Origin of the sequence: Algoriphagus sp. (assembly GCF_039969895.1) — a bacterium.
Lineage (GTDB): Bacteria > Bacteroidota > Bacteroidia > Cytophagales > Cyclobacteriaceae > Algoriphagus.
Genome location: NZ_JBDVMZ010000021.1, coordinates 546,574 through 562,397 on the forward strand (window position 1 = coordinate 546,574; position 15,824 = coordinate 562,397).

The following is a 15,824-nucleotide window of genomic DNA, read 5'->3' on the forward strand; positions in this document are numbered from 1 at the left end:
ATAAATTATGAGCAGTTTTAGATCCATAGAATTGTCAGACGAGATGTTTGAGCATTCAGGCCTACGTTTTTTGACAGTCAAGACGCCCAACTTAAAAGGCAGGGGAGATATCTGCCTCTATGTGCCCAAGGTGATAGACAATCAAACGGATCTTCCCATCTACATTTTGCTGCATGGAGTTTATGGATCTGCTTGGGTTTGGGCGATGAAAGGAGGTGCACATGTGACAGCCAAGCGACTGATGGAATCTGGTAAAATACGGCCAGCTATTATTGCCATGCCTTCTGACGGACTTTGGGGAGATGGTTCAGGATATTTAGCACATCAAGAACAGGATTTTGCGCAGTGGATTGTTTCGGATGTGCCCAAAGCTATCCGCGAGAATATTCCCTGCGCCAGTGAAAAATCACCAATCTGCATTGGTGGTCTTTCCATGGGAGGTTATGGAGCCTTGAAATTAGGAGCTCAATATCCAGAGGTTTTTTCTGCTATTTCAGCTCATAGTGCCATCACCAGGTTTTCTGAAATGTCCTTATTTGTTGAAGAATCTCTTGAATCCTACAGGCTACGGGATGCTGACAATGATGTAATTGACTTGATCAAAAGGAACGTACATTCTTTGCCAGCCATTCGCTTTGATTGCGGAAAAGAAGATGAATTGCTTGCAGGCAATAGACTTTTGCATGAGCAATTATCAGAATTAGGAGTGGAGCATTCCTATGAAGAATTTGATGGAGGACATCAGTGGGCATACTGGCAAAAGCATCTGGAGAGTACGCTTAGGTTTTTTGAGGAGAAAATATGTTAGGTTTATTGATACTGATGAAAATTTTAATAATGTCGAAAGTTTTAAAATTACTCCAAGCTGACTCTAGACTGCATTGGTAATTGTAAAAGAGGAAAAATAATATTCGAAGAATATTTCAATGGATACACCTCAGACAGCCTACATGATATTAGGTCTGCTGGGAAAAGCATTACTTTAGCTTTAATTGGAATTGCTATCGAGGAAGGATATGTTACTAGCGAAAGCCAAACAATCATAGACGATTTTAAGGCCGACTATGGTATGGAACACCTTAGCTCTGAAAAAGAGAAAATCCAAATCAAACACTTACTGACAATGTCTGCTGGTTGGGCATGTGATGATTGGGACGAAGATTCACCTGGCAACACGATGCATTTTCCTGGGCTTCCAGATGATTTTGGTTTTATTCTCCATCTCCCTATGGTCAGATCTAATGGCGAGACATTTTCCTACTGTTCAGGCGGTGCCAATCTACTGGGTGAGATCATCAGAAGAAAGTCCTAAATGAGTTTAAAGGTCTTTGCGACAAATATTTATTTACCAAGTTAGGTATCACAAAGAACGAATGGTTTATTGTTCCTGACCCTCAAAATTATGAGTTTGCTGGTGGAGGGAATTTTTTAAGGCCCCGTGACCATGCGCGTTTTGGTATGTTATACCTCAACGATGGCAAATGGCAAGGCGAGCAAATTATCTCGCAAGAATGGGTCAAGAAAAGCACTACAAAGCAAATAGAGACGAGTAAGGATGATGATTATGGGTACTTATGGTCGATAAAAAAATACAAATTCAAAAACAGGATGGTAAGTGGGTTTGAGGCTTCTGGAAACGGAGGAAACAAAATTACTATTAATCCTGAATTGAACATGATAATTGTTCTTACAGGAAGCGCATACGGCAGTGAATATGTAGAAGGTCAGCAAGCCAAAGCAATCATAGAAGATTATGTGTTGGCTTCATTTGGAAATTAATGTCTAAAACCATTATTTGATTTAGGTCTGTTCACGTCTTTCGAGCCAATTTGAGATAACACTTTTTCATTGAACTCTGAAAGCGAGCCGCAATGACTAAACAATGAGAAGTCCCTCCGGATATTTCAACTAATCCAAAAACAAAACCAATTCGCTACTGAACCTAAAAACAAAACCCTAACTATCAATATTTTAGACGGTTAGGGTTTTAAGCTGTAGAGAGTGGGGGATTCGAACCCCCGGTACGCTTTGACACGTACGACAGTTTAGCAAACTGCTGGTTTAAGCCACTCACCCAACTCTCTAGATACTTTTTGGCTTATTGATTTGCTTTTACAAAGGCATCCATTTGATGATTTTGAATGAAAATACCTGATTGCTCCGTTACCTTCACCCTGTAAAGCGATGCAAATATAAGCCAATTGATAACACTTTCACAAATCATCAGCGGATAGGATTTTTCTAGGCAACTCTTTTTGTATAATCGTCTGAAAATCAAATAAAATATTTTGTCAGTTTCATTCCAGGAATATGAAAAATACCCTGTACAGGGTATAGATTTTCAATAGTGCCATGGTAATTTTGACTTTCTAATAACCCAATCCATTATGAAAATCCAAACTACTACAGCTGATTTCTTGATTGAAAAGTGTGAATTTGATACGGGATGTGTTTGTATTCGTTCTAATTCGCAGGATGAACTTTTTAGATTTTTTGGTTCATTGGAAATAAACCTGACCCAAGACACTCACTTTACATATGAAGTGCGGGCCTGCAAACAGGAGTTTGCCAATGCGTTAATCGTCATGGTAAAGGAGATTGACTATTCTGAATTTTCTGAGTTTAGCCTTGGTATGTCGCTCGTTTGATACGGGCTGTCTGCCAGGAAAATTTTTTCATTCGAGATCCTTATCTGATCCAAAGCAAGCTGCTGTCACCATAACTTAGAAATCTGTAGTCGTTTTCTAATGCCTCGCCATACACACGCTTCCAATCTTCCCCGAGAATGGTCGCTATCAGCAAAATAAGTGTAGAACCAGGTTGATGGAAGTTGGTGATTAGCCCTTTTACGATCTTGAATTCATACCCAGGGAAAATGAAGATCTCCGTGGTTCCCATTATCGTATCCAATTCCATTTCCTTCATATAAGAAAGAATGGCACCGTAGGATGCTTTGGCACTCGGTAAAATTTCACGCACTTCGTAGGGGAAAAGCTTATCTATTTTCAGCTCCGTTCCTTTTTTCTCAAGTAATTTCACACCGTACCAATACAGGCTTTCCAGCGTTCTTACGGAGGTAGTTCCTACTGCCACCACATGTTCCAGGTCTAAAAGGATCTTTTCTACTGTCTCCCTATTAACATGAATTTGTTCACTGTGCATCGGGTGATCAGTGACTTGACTTGCTTTGATAGGTTGGAAAGTACCTGCGCTGACATGAAGCGTCACTTGTGCTTCTTTGATACCTTTGTTTCTCAAGCGTTCAAATACCTCGGAAGTGAAATGCAATCCCGCAGTTGGGGCAGCCACTGCACCTTCTTTAGATGAGTAAACAGTTTGATACCGTGATTTGTCCTCCTCGATTGGTTTTCTGTTCAAATAGGGCGGAAGAGGAACTTCACCGCTAGCTTCTACCACATCTACAAATGCCACGTCTGTATTGTCCCAGGTGAACTCCACTTTTCTTGTTTCTCTATCAATTAGTTTGGCTTGGAGAGTAATCGTACTCCCTTCAAATGGTATTTGCCCATATAAGACTTCACCATCCTTCCACTTTTTGGCATTCCCTATCATGGTTTCCCAGACCACTGGATGTTTCGCAAGCATGATTTCGGGGATCACTGTAGTAGGAGAGGTTGGTTGAAGTAAAAAGATCTCGATGCGAGCTCCCGTTTCTCGCTGAAAAATTAATCGTGCAGGAATAACCTTGGTGTCGTTATAGACCAAAAGCGTATCTGCAGGAAGTAAATCCGGAATAGCGCCAAAGTTCAAATGAGAAATCTGCCCATCCTTGTAGTGCAAAAGCTTCGATGCATCACGCTTTGCCAAGGGGTGTTTGGCGATTTTTTCCTCAGGTAATGTATATTCGTAATCTCTTAAATCTATAGCGGGGATTTGCATAAGTAGGCGTTAATTTCTGCGTGCAAATATAGCCCAACTCATTGCAAGTACCTCCCAAATCTTTTCCAATTCCATGTCCGATTCTTCCCAAATCACCTTCGAATATTGTAAGAGAACCTTGATTTTTAATTTTGATGCTGGGACTTCCAGAGGTGTTTTGAAGACGAAAGAGGTGTTCTGGATAAAAGCTTTTTATGCAGATCAGCCGGAGCGAGTAGGTTGGGGAGAGGCTGCACCGTTAATCAAATTGAGTGTAGATGACAGAGAGGACTTCGAAGAGATTCTGGCAAAAACCTTGGCGGAGATGTCAGGGAAAAGCTTTGGCAACACGGAACTTGAAGTTCTGAATGAGCTAAAAATGACGGTTCCTTTCGAATTGCCAAGTATTCGTTTTGCTTTGGAGACAGCTATTCTGGATCTATTAAATGGAGGGAAAAAGAAAATCCTTGGCCATGATTTTTTCGAATCTAGAAAAACTATCCCTATCAATGGATTGATCTGGATGGGGGACAGGGATTTTATGCTGCAGCAAATCAATGAAAAGCTAGCGCAAGGATTTGATTGCATCAAAATGAAAATCGGAGCGATCGACTTTCAGCAGGAATTGCAACTTCTGGATTACATCAGGTCTCGTTTTCGCAAAGAGCAAATCACTTTGCGCGTAGATGCCAACGGGGCATTTGCTCCGGAAGATGCGCTTCACAAACTTGAACAATTAGCTGAGTTTGACTTGCATAGTATTGAGCAACCTATCGCGGCAGGGAATTGGGATGCGATGAGACAGCTTTGCGAAGCTACACCACTTCCAATCGCACTAGATGAGGAATTGATAGGGGTAAGTGCGAAAGCCAAACTGCTGGATACAATTCAGCCTCAACACATCATTTTGAAACCCACCTTACTTGGTGGGATTTTGGAGACTAGAGATTGGATTAAGTTAGCAGAAGAGCGGAAAATAGGCTGGTGGATGACTTCTGCGCTGGAGAGTAATATTGGGCTGAACGCAATCACCCAGTTGGCGGATAGTTTGGAAGTGACTATTCCGCAAGGATTGGGCACAGGTAAGCTGTACGAAAATAACTTAGACTCTCCTCTAGAAATCCATCAGGGTCAAATTCGCTACAGCTCAAATCTCCAGTGGCAGCAACCCTCCTAATCGGCTAATCTGAATAGATAGACCGGCTTGTTCACTTCTACTTTCCAAGAAGTCTGAGTTAGTTTGCCAGTGTCCTTGTCTCGCTCAAAAACGACAACGTCATTACTGGCTTGATTAGCAGAAAGCAAGTATTTGCCATCAGCGGTAAGATTGAAATTTCGTGGCATGAGGCCTCCAGAGGTGCTTTGCTGGATCAAATCATACGTCCCGTCATCTTTTTTTGCGAATACAGATAGGGTATTGGCATCACCTCGATTGGAGACATATATGTTTTTTCCGTCAGGCGAAAGCCTAACTTCCGCAGCCCCAACATTTCCTTCAAAATCCTCAGCGACTAGAGAAATTTGTTGTTTGGAAGTGATTTTACCTTCATCAAAACTAAGAACTTCCAGAGCAGGCTTCATTTCTTGGACAAGCAGGATTTCTTTGCCGTCGGCAGAAAAAACCAAGTGCCTCGGTCCATCTCCAGGTGTAACTTTGTATTTATTATTCAGGGAAAAAGGCTCCTTAGCTTCAGGGTTGAACTCATACACATTCAATTCGTCTGTTCCCAGATCAGCTACCACTAGGAATTTACCATCAGGACTGAAGGTGGTGCTGTGTACATGAGGTGAATTTTGACGGTCTTTATTGACGCTACTTCCTTCGTGACGAATCGTTTGTAGATGAGTTAGGTCGCCTTGCTCATCTACGCGATAGGCACTGAAACTCCCACCGCTATAATTCGAAACAGTCAAAAACTCTTCATTGGGAGAGAGGGCGAGATGGCAAGGGTGATCTCCGAAACTCGGCAATTCAGACCTTTTAGTGAGTTGGTCGTTTTCCAAGGAACGAGCAAAGCTGATCACATTTCCACCAGGTACGTTGTCAATCTCTTCCAAGGAAAACACCAAGTCTCCCTTTGAGTTGCCTAGAACAAAAGAGGGGTTCTGAAGGCCAGGCAGAATGGTCTGAACTTCTATTTTGTTTTCCTCCGGAGTGAAATCCAATTGATTTATTCCCTGACTGGGGTCATCGGTGTATGTTCCGATCAAAAAAGAATAAGTGGTAGGGGTGATGGTCATTTCCGTGGTTTTCTCTGAGGTGCAGGACAGGGCAGTAGCGATAAATCCTGCCCTCAAAATTGCTTTTTTCATTGGAGTCGTATAGAATCGTTCTTGAGTAACTTGTGGTTGTCAAAATGCAAGTGATATCGAAGATAAATAAACAATGAACTGATAGTCACCTTTTAAATCAAACTCAGTTTCACGTCTGAAATATATCGAAATATCCTAGATAATTATTTTGTCGTTTTATTGATAGATTGGTTATTTTTTTGATAAAAATGCTAAAAAGAAGAATAATAGTTAATGAATATTCAGTAATAATTTCATTTTTTAGAATTTTTGCTAATTTGCTAAACCATTAAAAAGGAAGGAGAATAATGTATAAAACTTATGATACCCAAGTAGCCAAGCGCTTCACAATTTACAACAGCTTATTTTTAGATCTTCCCTTCAATCACATTTATCGAACTGGCACCTTGCTTCCCATTTTGGGTACTGCATGTCAGGATGGTTTTCAAAAAGGTTTGACTCCTAAGGAAATCATCGCTGGATTTTTCGATGAATTAATGCCTGATTCGACCCCCACACAGCAATCTGACCTGTTATTTCAAATGATTCAGTACGTGGAGCGTCAGGTAGTTTTGTTTGATTCGATCGAAGATGCTGCCTACGAAAAAATCCATGACCTGAAGGGGAAAGGAACTATCAAAGCACTGATTGATCGCACCGACAACGATAATAAGCGCGAGGAGCTAATCGAAAAGTTGAAGACTTTCTCGGTTCGACTTACGCTCACGGCTCATCCCACGCAGTTTTACCCTGGAAATGTGCTAGCCATCATCACTGATCTGGAAAATGCCATTCGTACGGATGATATCGGAACAATCAATTCTCTCCTACAGCAGCTAGGCAAAACTGGCTTCACCAAACGAGAAAAACCAACTCCCTATGATGAAGCGGTGAGCTTGATATGGTTTCTCGAGAATGTGTTTTATCAGAGTATTTCTGACATTATGATTCGACTGCTGGGATCGCTTAATATTCCCCTGCATGACTGGGAAAACCCAGGTTTATTGAAAATTGGGTTTTGGCCGGGCGGAGATAGAGACGGTAATCCTTTTGTCACCCATACAACTACCAAGCAGGTAGCTGAGCGGTTGAAAAAGTGGGTGATCAAATGCTATTACAGAGATGTTAGGAAAGTTCGTAGAAGACTCACATTCAAGTATGTAGAGGAGATTTTGATCAAAATAGAGCGAGGCTTGTACTCTACTTTATTTGAAAATAATCCAGTTTATCAAACCAAGGATCAATTGCTTGCGGATTTGATGGATGCCAGAGCAGGCTTGATCGAGCATCATGAGGGGCTATTTTTAGATGTCCTGGATCAGTTTATTCTCAAAGTTAAAATCTTCGGCTTCCACTTTGCCTGCATGGATATGCGTCAGGATAGCCGGAAGCATGATACACTGATTGAGGAGATTTTCCAGCTTCAAGGCAAGGAGCTTCAAGGCACAGAAGATGAGCAAATCGCTCAAATCATGAGCCTGAACGAACTGCCTGAGCTAGCTGCCTTCCAAGATCCATTTAACCAAGAGATGCTCGAGTCTATGCGTGTCATTGACTCTATCCAACAGGAAGGCGGCGAGGAGATCTTGAATAGGTATATTATTTCCAATTGCCAATCCAGAAAGCATCTGCTTGAGGTATTCAAGCTTAATCAGCTGTGTCTAGGAAAGGATAAGGATAACATGCCGTTGGATATTGTGCCCTTGTTTGAGACAATCGATGATTTGGCGGAAGCACCAGAGATTATGGCTTGGTTATATACTATGCCTGAGTATAAAAAGCATTTGGCTTTCAGAGGCAATAAGCAAACTATTATGCTTGGCTTTTCTGACGGCACAAAGGATGGAGGTTACCTGCAGGCCAACTGGTCTATCCTGAGAGCGAAGGAAGAAATGACGCGAGTGTCTAGAGAGAATGGGATAAAAGTCGTTTTCTTTGACGGTAGAGGTGGACCTCCTGCCCGTGGAGGAGGAAACATGCATAATTTCTATGCATCACTTGGGGAAAAAGTGGAAAATGCTGAGATCCAGGTGACTATTCAGGGTCAGACGATTTCTTCCAATTATGGCAAGCAGGCATCCTGTACCTATAACTTTGAGCAATTGCTAAGTGCGGGGCTTGAAAATCATCTTTACATCGGGGCCGACAAAAATCTAAATGTCGATCAAAGGGCCCTGATTGACGAGCTAGCAGGAGAAGCTTACGAGTCGTATAAGCAATTCAAAAGTCACCCGATGTTTGTGCCTTATTTGGAGCACGTGACCCCATTAAAGTATTTTGGAATGACGAATATTGGCTCCCGACCTTTAAAACGAGGTAAAGGTGGGGGACTGAAATTTGAGGATCTTCGAGCTATACCCTTTGTAGGTTCCTGGGCTCAGATGAAGCAGAATATTCCAGGGTTTTACGGAGTAGGGGCTGCGGTATCGGTGTTGGAAAAGAAAGGGAAATTGGGTGAGTTGAAAGCTTTGTACAACGACAGTCTTTTCTTCAGAGCACTTCTTGGGAATTCGATGCAGTCGCTTACCAAATGTTTTTACCCAGCCACAGCTTATTTGAAGCAGGATAAAAACTATGGGGAATTCTGGGAAATCATGTATGATGAATACCTCAGGTCTATCGAGAAGCTTAAAGAGGTTTCCTCCATGGATGAACTGATGGGAGATAATAAAGTCATTAAAAAGTCTATTGAGATCAGAGAGCGAATTGTATTGCCTTTGATCACTGTGCAGCAATATGCGATTCAGAAAATCCTCGAAACAGGTGAGACCACGGAGTTACTTCAAAAGTTGATTTTGAGAAGTATGTTTGGGATCATCAATGCGGCTAGAAACGCAGCATAAGCTACACGTTGCATACTGTGAAAACCCGATTGAATTTGATTTCAATCGGGTTTTTTTGTTTAAACTACAGAGTTCACAGAGGTTTACGCAGAGTGCGCGGTTTATTTTTCAACCTTTGAGATTTTCCAAATCTCGAAGGATTTGTTCTATGTGATTAATTATTTTCGTCTTTCTAGGAAGTTCAAACAAAAAAAACCGAAGACTTTATCAGCCTCCGGTTTTGCAATTATTGTTTTATTCTTCAGTTTACCCTTTGCGCCGTAGCGCCTTAGCGGGGATATTATCACTTTACCCTAGCTTCGCCAAACTCTCCTCCAGCGCCTTGATCTTACCTTCAGCATCAGCTTGCTTTTTGCGTTCTGTTTCGATCACCTGTGCTGGCGCTCCTGCCACAAATCGCTCGTTGCTGAGCTTTTTCAAGACAGAATTCAGAAAGCCTTTGGTATAGTCGATCTCTTTCTGGATATTCTCTTTTTCCTCCTCTACGTTGATGGAATCGCCCATCGGGATGAAGCATTCGTCAGACTTTACTACAAAGCTGATGGCATTCTCGACCTTCTCGCCGAAGTTTAGCGAAGACAAATTTGCCAGCTTATTCAGTACTGCTGAGAATCTTCCATACAATTCTTCATTTTTAGCATTGATGGTCAGATCCAACGATTCTTTTGGAGACATGCCTTTGGAAGCGCGAAGATTTCTCACCTGAGAAACTACTTCAAATACCTGATTGGCTTCCTCGATGATTTTGCTGTCAAAACCTTTCTCAGTAGGCCAAGATGCTAAGATCAAGGATTCTTCCACAGATCTTTCCTTGATCTGTTGCCAAAGTTCCTCAGAAATAAACGGCATGAAAGGATGTAAAATCTTCAGGATATCTTCGAAAAGAGCGATCGTTTTATCGTACGTTTCCTGATCAATAGGATGCTGATATTCCGGCTTGATCATCTCTAGATACCACGAGCAGAAATCCCCCCAAACCAACTTGTACGTAGTCATCAGCGCATCGGAAATTCTAAATTTCTCATAATGCTCGTTAATTTCTATCAAAGCCTGATTGAATCTGCTTTCAAACCATGCGATGCTGGAAGCATTTGCAGAGCCGTCCAAATTCTGATCGATTTCCCAGCCTTTGACCAGTCGGAAAGCATTCCAGATCTTATTGGCAAAGTTTCTTCCCTGTTCCACCAGTTTGTCATCGTAGGGCAAATCATTTCCAGCAGGGGAAGAGAATAGCATTCCTGTACGGACGCCATCTGCACCGTTTTGTGCTATCAAATCCAAAGGATCAGGAGAGTTGCCAAGCGATTTGGACATCTTTCTTCCCAATTTATCGCGAACGATCCCAGTCAGGTACACATTTTTGAAAGGCTTCTCGCCCATGTATTCGTATCCTGCAATGATCATACGTGCTACCCAGAAGAATAGAATCTCCGGTGCAGTTACCAAGTCATTAGTAGGATAGTAGTATTTCAATTCCTCGTTCGGCTTGCCAGTAGTAAATACTTCCGAATCAAAAACCGAAATCGGCCAGAGCCATGAGCTAAACCAAGTGTCCAATACATCTTCGTCCTGCTTCAAATCAGCTAGTGTAAACGTGCCATCAAACTGCTCATTGGCAAGTTGCAAAGCTTCCTCGGCGGTTTTAGCAACTACAAATTCCCCATTAGGAAGATGGTAAGCTGGGATTCTATGTCCCCACCAAAGTTGGCGGGAGATGCACCAGTCACGCACGTTATCCATCCAAGCTCTGTACATGTTTTTGAACTTTGGTGGATACAGCTGGATGATGTCTTCCATCACCGCTTTCTGAGCTGGCTTGGTGATCTCGTCCATTTTCAGGAACCACTGCAAAGAAAGCTTTGGCTCGATTACCGCATCTGTTCTTTCGGAGTGACCTACGTTGGATTTATAATCCTCTATTTTCTCCAGCTGATCTACTTCCTTCAGTTTCTTGGCGATCATTTTTCTAGCAACAAAACGATCTTCGCCAATGAGGATTTGAGCTTTTTCATTCAGCGTCCCATCATCATTTAAGATGTCGATCACTTCAAGTTTGTGCTTCAGTCCAAGTTCGTAGTCATTGATATCGTGCGCAGGAGTTACCTTCAGGCAACCTGTACCAAATTCCATGTCCACATATTCATCTTCGATGATTGGAATAGCTTTGTTGATCAAAGGAACGATGGCTTTCTTGCCTTTCAGATGTATGAATCTCGGATCATTTGGATTGATACAGATCGCAGAATCCGCCATGATCGTCTCAGGGCGAGTAGTGGCGATGGTCAAATAATCATTCTCCGAACCTTCGATTTGATATTTTACATAGTACAGCTTGGAAGCAATTTCCTTCGTGATCACTTCGTCATCAGATAGTGCCGTCTTTCCCTTTGGATCCCAGTTCACCATGCGAATACCACGGTAGATTTTCCCTTTTTTATGCAAATCCACAAAAACAGAAATCACTGCATCGCTCAGTCCTGCATCCATGGTGAATGCGGTACGATCCCAGTCACAGGAAGCCCCCAGTTTTTTCAACTGATCTAGGATAATTCCCCCGTATTTTTCCTTCCATTCCCATGCATGCTCGAGGAATTTCTCGCGGGTGAGGGATTTTTTATCTATTCCTTGCTCTTTTAGCAAGTTTACAACTTTGGTTTCTGTCGCGATCGAAGCATGATCAGTTCCAGGCACCCAAAGCGCATTTTTGCCTTGCATTCTAGCCCGACGGATCAATACATCCTGAATGGTATTGTTCAGCATATGCCCCATGTGCAGGACGCCCGTGACATTGGGTGGAGGCATGGTGATCACATAAGGTTCCTTGTTTGGATCTACTTTTGATGAAAAAAGCTTGTGCTCCATCCAGTAGGCATACCACTTGGCTTCGGTAGCTGCTGGATCGTATTTGCTGGCAATAGACATATTCGGATAATTATTTAGAGGGGCAAAAATAGGGAAAAAGCCCTTTTCAGAGGCATGATTGGGTGATCAATTGTTTGGAATAGATTATTAAACCACAAAGTGCACGAGGGCAACGCAAAGAGGCCACGGGGATTACTGGTCCTGCTTCTCCAGAAAATGGATTTGTTTATATAGGTGTAGGGTAGAATCTGTTTTGACTTTGATAGTTTTCTCAATATCACCAATTGAATCAGTTTTGTCTCTCAGAACATCTGCCAGGTAGTGAGGAATGGATAATTGTTTTTTCACAACTCCCTAAAATTACTAATTTGAATACCATCTCGTTCTTGACTTAGATTACCTGCATAAATTAGTTTTACATGGCTTTCAGGAGCGATTTTTTGAAAGTATTTCAATCCTTTCAGGAAATCAGAATGATAGGTTTCTGAAGATTTAATTTCTATTGCAGTCAATTTCCCATCTTTTTCTTGCAACAGATCTTTTCCGTAATAGTAATTCGCAGATGCAATTAAATTTCAGAGTAATTCAATTCTGTCAAGTTAACTACAGCTCATGCCCTTACCTTAATTACCAACTTCCCCGTATGCCTGCCTTCCCCAAAATATTGGATTAGCCTAGCCGTATCTTCAAGTGGATACGGCCCGTCTATTTTGGGTGTGATTTTGTTATCGATCACTAATTGAGAGATTTCATCCAATCCTTCGTTAGGTTTTAGGCTAAGAATTTGAAGACTTTTTTTAGTGAAAAGGGAAAGAATTTTTCCCCAAAAAAATATTGAGATTAAAGTGCTTAGACTACCACCTATGGTCACATAGATACCAGTTGGGTTTAGAGCTCGCAAATACAAAAATGGGGATTTATTGCTTTTGCAATCCAGGATTAGGTCATAGCGTTCATTCGTTTTTGTGAAATCAGTCTTTTTATAATCAATCACCTCATCGTATCCGAGCGATTTCATCATCGTCAACTTTTCGCCTGAGTCCACACCTGTTACATGACAGTTGCTGAGCTTGGCTAATTGAAGGCCGATCGTTCCTACACCGCCACCACCGCCATTGATGAGTACTTTTTGGTTCTGCTTTATCTTGCCAATAGTTCGGAGTGCTTGTAGAGCCAGAGTAGAAGCATGCGGAATTGCAGCAGCTTTTTCAAAGCTTAATTTCTCAGGCTTGATGATGACGGCATCCTCACGGATACTGATGTATTCAGCAAAGGTCCCGAAACCAAACTCTGATATATCACCAAACACCGTATCCCCAACTTTCAGCTTTGATACTTTTGACCCAATAAGCTGAACAGTACCTGCTAATTCCATCCCGGCGATTGGATTCTTCGGCTTAACTAGTCCGAACATAAGTCTGTACACTAGAGGCTTACCTGTAACGAAACTCCAATCGTAATCATTGACGGCAGTGAAATCGATTTTAATCAAAACCTCATTTTCCTGAGGGACAGGCATTGCTACTTCTTTCAATGCCAGTACTTCTTCCGGTTTTCCGTACTTCTCAAAAAATATAGCTTTCATAGGGTTTTACTTGATGGCAAATTGAAATGAAGGTATTTAAGTCTTCCGAAAAATCATAGTTGCTTAGTAGCCTTTGTCGATTCATCAAACAATTTATCAACCTATGAATATCCGTTTTTCTACCTATGAAGAAGTAAAAGTATCCTAGGAATTGTCAAACTTAATACCTGTGGCCACTTCGGTTCTTTGATACCTCGGGAGGTCTTCCGACCTGATTAGCAAAGATTTTAATGCGACTGCCATCCTTGCGGATAATCAGCTGTTTGAATATCTGATCTCCATTACCTCAAAAACTCTGTCCTCTTTGGCCAACTTTAATATTGCTTTTTCGCCAACTTTTTTACCGATCAGAATTTTAGCAATTGGGGAGATAAAAGAGATTTTCATTTTAGAAATGTCTGCCTCGTCCACACCTACAATTTGGTAAGTTTGAGATTTCGCAGTTTTACCAATTTTGAGAGTCACTGTTGCGCCAAAGCGAATTTCAGTGCTAGGCTGTTCGCTTAGGTTTACAATTTTGGCAGTAGCGATGCGCTCATCGAGCAAATGAATTTTGGCATTGATGAAATTTGAAGTTACCCGTTTCTCTTGTTCTGTAGATGCTTGAATTGAAGCTTTCTCATCAATCAGGGCTTGTTTTTCAGCCAACAATTCAGCCATTCCGTTTTCAGTCATGAAATTGGTGACACCATCTGGTAAATCTGCTCTTGGTGGTACAAGTGGCGTTTCTTCCTGATCATCTTCTTTTACAAACCCTCTGCTCATGTGCTATTTCTTTTGTTTAAAAAGTGATAAGGAGTGAAACAGGCAGAAAGTTTCATGCTACCTAATCTCAAGACTACTCCTCAGGTTAAAATTGCTGATTTGATTTCAATTTCCAGATTGATTTGAGCTGATTTTTGCTGGTTAGTTTTGTGTGATTTTTAAAAGTAAAAAAGGGAAGCCGTTGCCAGCTTCCCTTCCTCATGATTGATTAGGATTGTTAATTTCCTACATACTCATCCCAGCTTAGTTCTGCTTGTGGATGAGGGAATTGAGTGAAGATAGTTCCTCCATCATAGGACGTAGGAATTTCGCTCAAGCGATCGTAGCGTCTAGCATCTATCCATCGATGTCCCCAAGGCTCCGCCCATAGAGAATATCTTCTTTGGTACAAGATCTCATTAATCAACGCTGCGGTGGTCGTGGCACCAGTGTAAGGGCCGATTCCAGCTGCTGTACGGATAATGTTGATAGCAGCCACCGCGTCAGTTCCTTGGTTGAGATTGGCATGAGCTTCAGCTTTCAGTAGAATTAGCTCTTCATTTCTGATAAAAGGAATAGGCGCGGTGTTATTTGGCCATCTCGCATCTTGATGTGTTCCTACCAATGCTCCCGCATCTGTAGTCACGGTGACCGGGTTGGTTCTTTTTAGGAATTTGTTTTGAACTCGAAGGTCTCCAGGAGTGGCATCGTCCAGAACAGAGGGATGCACTACGATGATAGTATTTACGGCTGCATTTGGAAGGTAAAAGAGCGGGTTGAAAATATCCGGGGCTGCTCCATAAGGGTGAGCTGGTCCTGCATTTAGGTTCCCATTCAGATTCATAAATGAGCCATCCAGCGCGGTCAGCACTCCTTGCCAGTCTTCTCTGTAGGCATTGAGTCTGGCAGCTATGGCTCTATTGACTTGCTGAAGTCCTGTGATGGTGTTGAATCCATTGAAACCACTGGTTAGTCTGAAAGGGAAATTCCCAGAGCCAGAGCTTCCTAATGCTTGGAATCCTTCATCTAGAATAGTGCTGATCTGATCCAATGCCTGCTCATAAGGTACAAATGGCCCCGGATTAAGAGGATCTTCTACGTCCATTCGGATACCATTTTGATAGACAAAATTAGCCGGAATCATAAATTGGTATCCTTGAATAGTTTTTGAGAATCCTATTACTGCATTTTTTTGCGAAGCAGAGATATTATTTGTGTTCTCAGCTGCCAATTGTAAAACATCTGCCTGCTTGATAGCCTGGTATGGAGTGGCCCAGGAGCCGCCACCAGTATTTCCAAATCCAAAGTAGGATCTATCTGGAACTCTACCATTCTGTCCCAACCAGTCTGTTTGAAATCTAGGGTCAGAGGCATTGAGGTACCATATTTCCCTTCCGAATGTATTCCAGGCTTGGGAAATGTTAGTGACATAACCTCTATGTCTGGATTCTAATCCAGTGATTAGAAATTGTATTTGTTCGGAGGTGGCATTGTTGGCAATACTTCCGACTGATGGATTATTAGGATCTTGGATGTCATCAAACTCCAAGGGATTACATCCAGCGATCATTGTGGCTGCAATCAGTGCAAATCCTATGTTTCTTGTTTTATTTTTCATA

Annotated in this window: 13 protein-coding genes and 1 tRNA gene; 6 read left to right on the plus strand and 8 right to left on the minus strand. The window is 41.9% G+C overall.

Annotated features, from left to right (window positions below; all coding sequences use genetic code 11):
- Positions 1 to 7 precede the first annotated feature (7 nt).
- The 3 genes from ABJH64_RS17005 to ABJH64_RS17015 all read left to right on the plus strand — a co-directional run bounded on the left by ABJH64_RS17005 (position 8) and on the right by ABJH64_RS17015 (position 1,779).
- Positions 8 to 808 (plus strand): alpha/beta hydrolase-fold protein, encoded by an 801-nt coding sequence (locus ABJH64_RS17005; protein WP_348277164.1) that lies wholly within the window; start codon positions 8 to 10, stop codon positions 806 to 808.
- A 72-nt stretch (positions 809 to 880) separates the two neighbouring features.
- Positions 881 to 1,312 (plus strand): serine hydrolase domain-containing protein, encoded by a 432-nt coding sequence (locus ABJH64_RS17010; protein WP_348335309.1) that lies wholly within the window; start codon positions 881 to 883, stop codon positions 1,310 to 1,312.
- Positions 1,313 to 1,458: 146 nt separating this feature from the next.
- Complete coding sequence (locus tag ABJH64_RS17015; protein WP_348277163.1) at positions 1,459 to 1,779, plus strand: hypothetical protein; 321 nt, start codon at positions 1,459 to 1,461, stop codon at positions 1,777 to 1,779.
- A gap of 216 nt (positions 1,780 to 1,995) precedes the next feature.
- Here ABJH64_RS17015 and ABJH64_RS17020 read toward each other — a convergent pair.
- Positions 1,996 to 2,084, minus strand: a tRNA-Ser gene (locus ABJH64_RS17020).
- Positions 2,085 to 2,387: 303 nt separating this feature from the next.
- On the opposite strand from ABJH64_RS17020, the gene ABJH64_RS17025 reads away from it, so the two are divergent.
- Complete coding sequence (locus ABJH64_RS17025) at positions 2,388 to 2,648, plus strand: hypothetical protein (RefSeq protein ID WP_348277162.1); 261 nt, start codon at positions 2,388 to 2,390, stop codon at positions 2,646 to 2,648.
- Between the two features lie 40 nt (positions 2,649 to 2,688).
- Here ABJH64_RS17025 and ABJH64_RS17030 read toward each other — a convergent pair whose 3' ends face one another.
- Positions 2,689 to 3,900 carry an S-adenosylmethionine:tRNA ribosyltransferase-isomerase gene (locus ABJH64_RS17030; RefSeq protein ID WP_348277161.1) on the minus strand — a complete coding sequence of 404 codons (1,212 nt, stop codon included), beginning with the start codon at positions 3,898 to 3,900 and terminating at the stop codon, positions 2,689 to 2,691.
- Between the two features lie 73 nt (positions 3,901 to 3,973).
- Between ABJH64_RS17030 and ABJH64_RS17035 the strand changes: the two genes are divergently transcribed.
- The gene (locus tag ABJH64_RS17035; RefSeq protein ID WP_348277160.1) at positions 3,974 to 5,056 is read left to right on the plus strand and encodes an o-succinylbenzoate synthase; all 1,083 of its coding nucleotides are present in this window, start codon (positions 3,974 to 3,976) and stop codon (positions 5,054 to 5,056) included.
- On the opposite strand, the gene ABJH64_RS17040 is transcribed toward ABJH64_RS17035, so the two are convergent.
- Positions 5,053 to 6,192 carry a lactonase family protein gene (locus ABJH64_RS17040; RefSeq protein WP_348277159.1) on the minus strand — a complete coding sequence of 380 codons (1,140 nt, stop codon included), beginning with the start codon at positions 6,190 to 6,192 and terminating at the stop codon, positions 5,053 to 5,055. The two genes, ABJH64_RS17035 and ABJH64_RS17040, sit on opposite strands and share 4 nt — an antisense overlap.
- Before the next feature lie 287 nt (positions 6,193 to 6,479).
- Here ABJH64_RS17040 and ABJH64_RS17045 point away from each other — a divergent pair, with 287 nt between their 5' ends.
- Entirely contained in the window at positions 6,480 to 9,014 is a 2,535-nt protein-coding gene (locus tag ABJH64_RS17045) for a phosphoenolpyruvate carboxylase (RefSeq protein ID WP_348277158.1), read from the plus strand.
- Positions 9,015 to 9,302: 288 nt separating this feature from the next.
- Here the strand turns inward: ABJH64_RS17045 and ABJH64_RS17050 are convergent, their stop codons facing one another.
- The 5 genes from ABJH64_RS17050 to ABJH64_RS17070 form a co-directional block, all read right to left on the minus strand.
- Entirely contained in the window at positions 9,303 to 11,936 is a 2,634-nt protein-coding gene (locus ABJH64_RS17050; protein WP_348299045.1) for a valine--tRNA ligase, read from the minus strand.
- A gap of 132 nt (positions 11,937 to 12,068) precedes the next feature.
- The gene (locus ABJH64_RS17055; protein WP_348277156.1) at positions 12,069 to 12,224 is read right to left on the minus strand and encodes a hypothetical protein; all 156 of its coding nucleotides are present in this window, start codon (positions 12,222 to 12,224) and stop codon (positions 12,069 to 12,071) included.
- Positions 12,225 to 12,486: 262 nt separating this feature from the next.
- Positions 12,487 to 13,461 (minus strand): NAD(P)-dependent alcohol dehydrogenase, encoded by a 975-nt coding sequence (locus ABJH64_RS17060; RefSeq protein WP_348277155.1) that lies wholly within the window; start codon positions 13,459 to 13,461, stop codon positions 12,487 to 12,489.
- A 255-nt stretch (positions 13,462 to 13,716) separates the two neighbouring features.
- The gene (locus tag ABJH64_RS17065; RefSeq protein WP_348277154.1) at positions 13,717 to 14,226 is read right to left on the minus strand and encodes a GreA/GreB family elongation factor; all 510 of its coding nucleotides are present in this window, start codon (positions 14,224 to 14,226) and stop codon (positions 13,717 to 13,719) included.
- A 217-nt stretch (positions 14,227 to 14,443) separates the two neighbouring features.
- Positions 14,444 to 15,823, minus strand: a complete 1,380-nt coding sequence (locus ABJH64_RS17070) for a RagB/SusD family nutrient uptake outer membrane protein (RefSeq protein ID WP_348277153.1) — start codon at positions 15,821 to 15,823, stop codon at positions 14,444 to 14,446.
- Position 15,824: the final 1 nt, after the last annotated feature.

What these genes read in the sequence shown, in the direction of transcription:
- ABJH64_RS17040 (WP_348277159.1), bottom strand. Translation starts at nt 6,192, where the DNA reads ATGAAAAAAGCAATTTTGAGGGCAGGATTTATCGCTACTGCCCTGTCC.
- ABJH64_RS17050 (WP_348299045.1), bottom strand. Translation starts at nt 11,936, where the DNA reads ATGTCTATTGCCAGCAAATACGATCCAGCAGCTACCGAAGCCAAGTGG.
- ABJH64_RS17045 (WP_348277158.1), top strand. Translation starts at nt 6,480, where the DNA reads ATGTATAAAACTTATGATACCCAAGTAGCCAAGCGCTTCACAATTTAC.
- ABJH64_RS17035 (WP_348277160.1), top strand. Translation starts at nt 3,974, where the DNA reads ATGTCCGATTCTTCCCAAATCACCTTCGAATATTGTAAGAGAACCTTG.
- ABJH64_RS17015 (WP_348277163.1), top strand. Translation starts at nt 1,459, where the DNA reads ATGTTATACCTCAACGATGGCAAATGGCAAGGCGAGCAAATTATCTCG.
- ABJH64_RS17005 (WP_348277164.1), top strand. Translation starts at nt 8, where the DNA reads ATGAGCAGTTTTAGATCCATAGAATTGTCAGACGAGATGTTTGAGCAT.
- ABJH64_RS17060 (WP_348277155.1), bottom strand. Translation starts at nt 13,461, where the DNA reads ATGAAAGCTATATTTTTTGAGAAGTACGGAAAACCGGAAGAAGTACTG.
- ABJH64_RS17070 (WP_348277153.1), bottom strand. Translation starts at nt 15,823, where the DNA reads ATGAAAAATAAAACAAGAAACATAGGATTTGCACTGATTGCAGCCACA.
- ABJH64_RS17030 (WP_348277161.1), bottom strand. Translation starts at nt 3,900, where the DNA reads ATGCAAATCCCCGCTATAGATTTAAGAGATTACGAATATACATTACCT.
- ABJH64_RS17065 (WP_348277154.1), bottom strand. Translation starts at nt 14,226, where the DNA reads ATGAGCAGAGGGTTTGTAAAAGAAGATGATCAGGAAGAAACGCCACTT.
- ABJH64_RS17025 (WP_348277162.1), top strand. Translation starts at nt 2,388, where the DNA reads ATGAAAATCCAAACTACTACAGCTGATTTCTTGATTGAAAAGTGTGAA.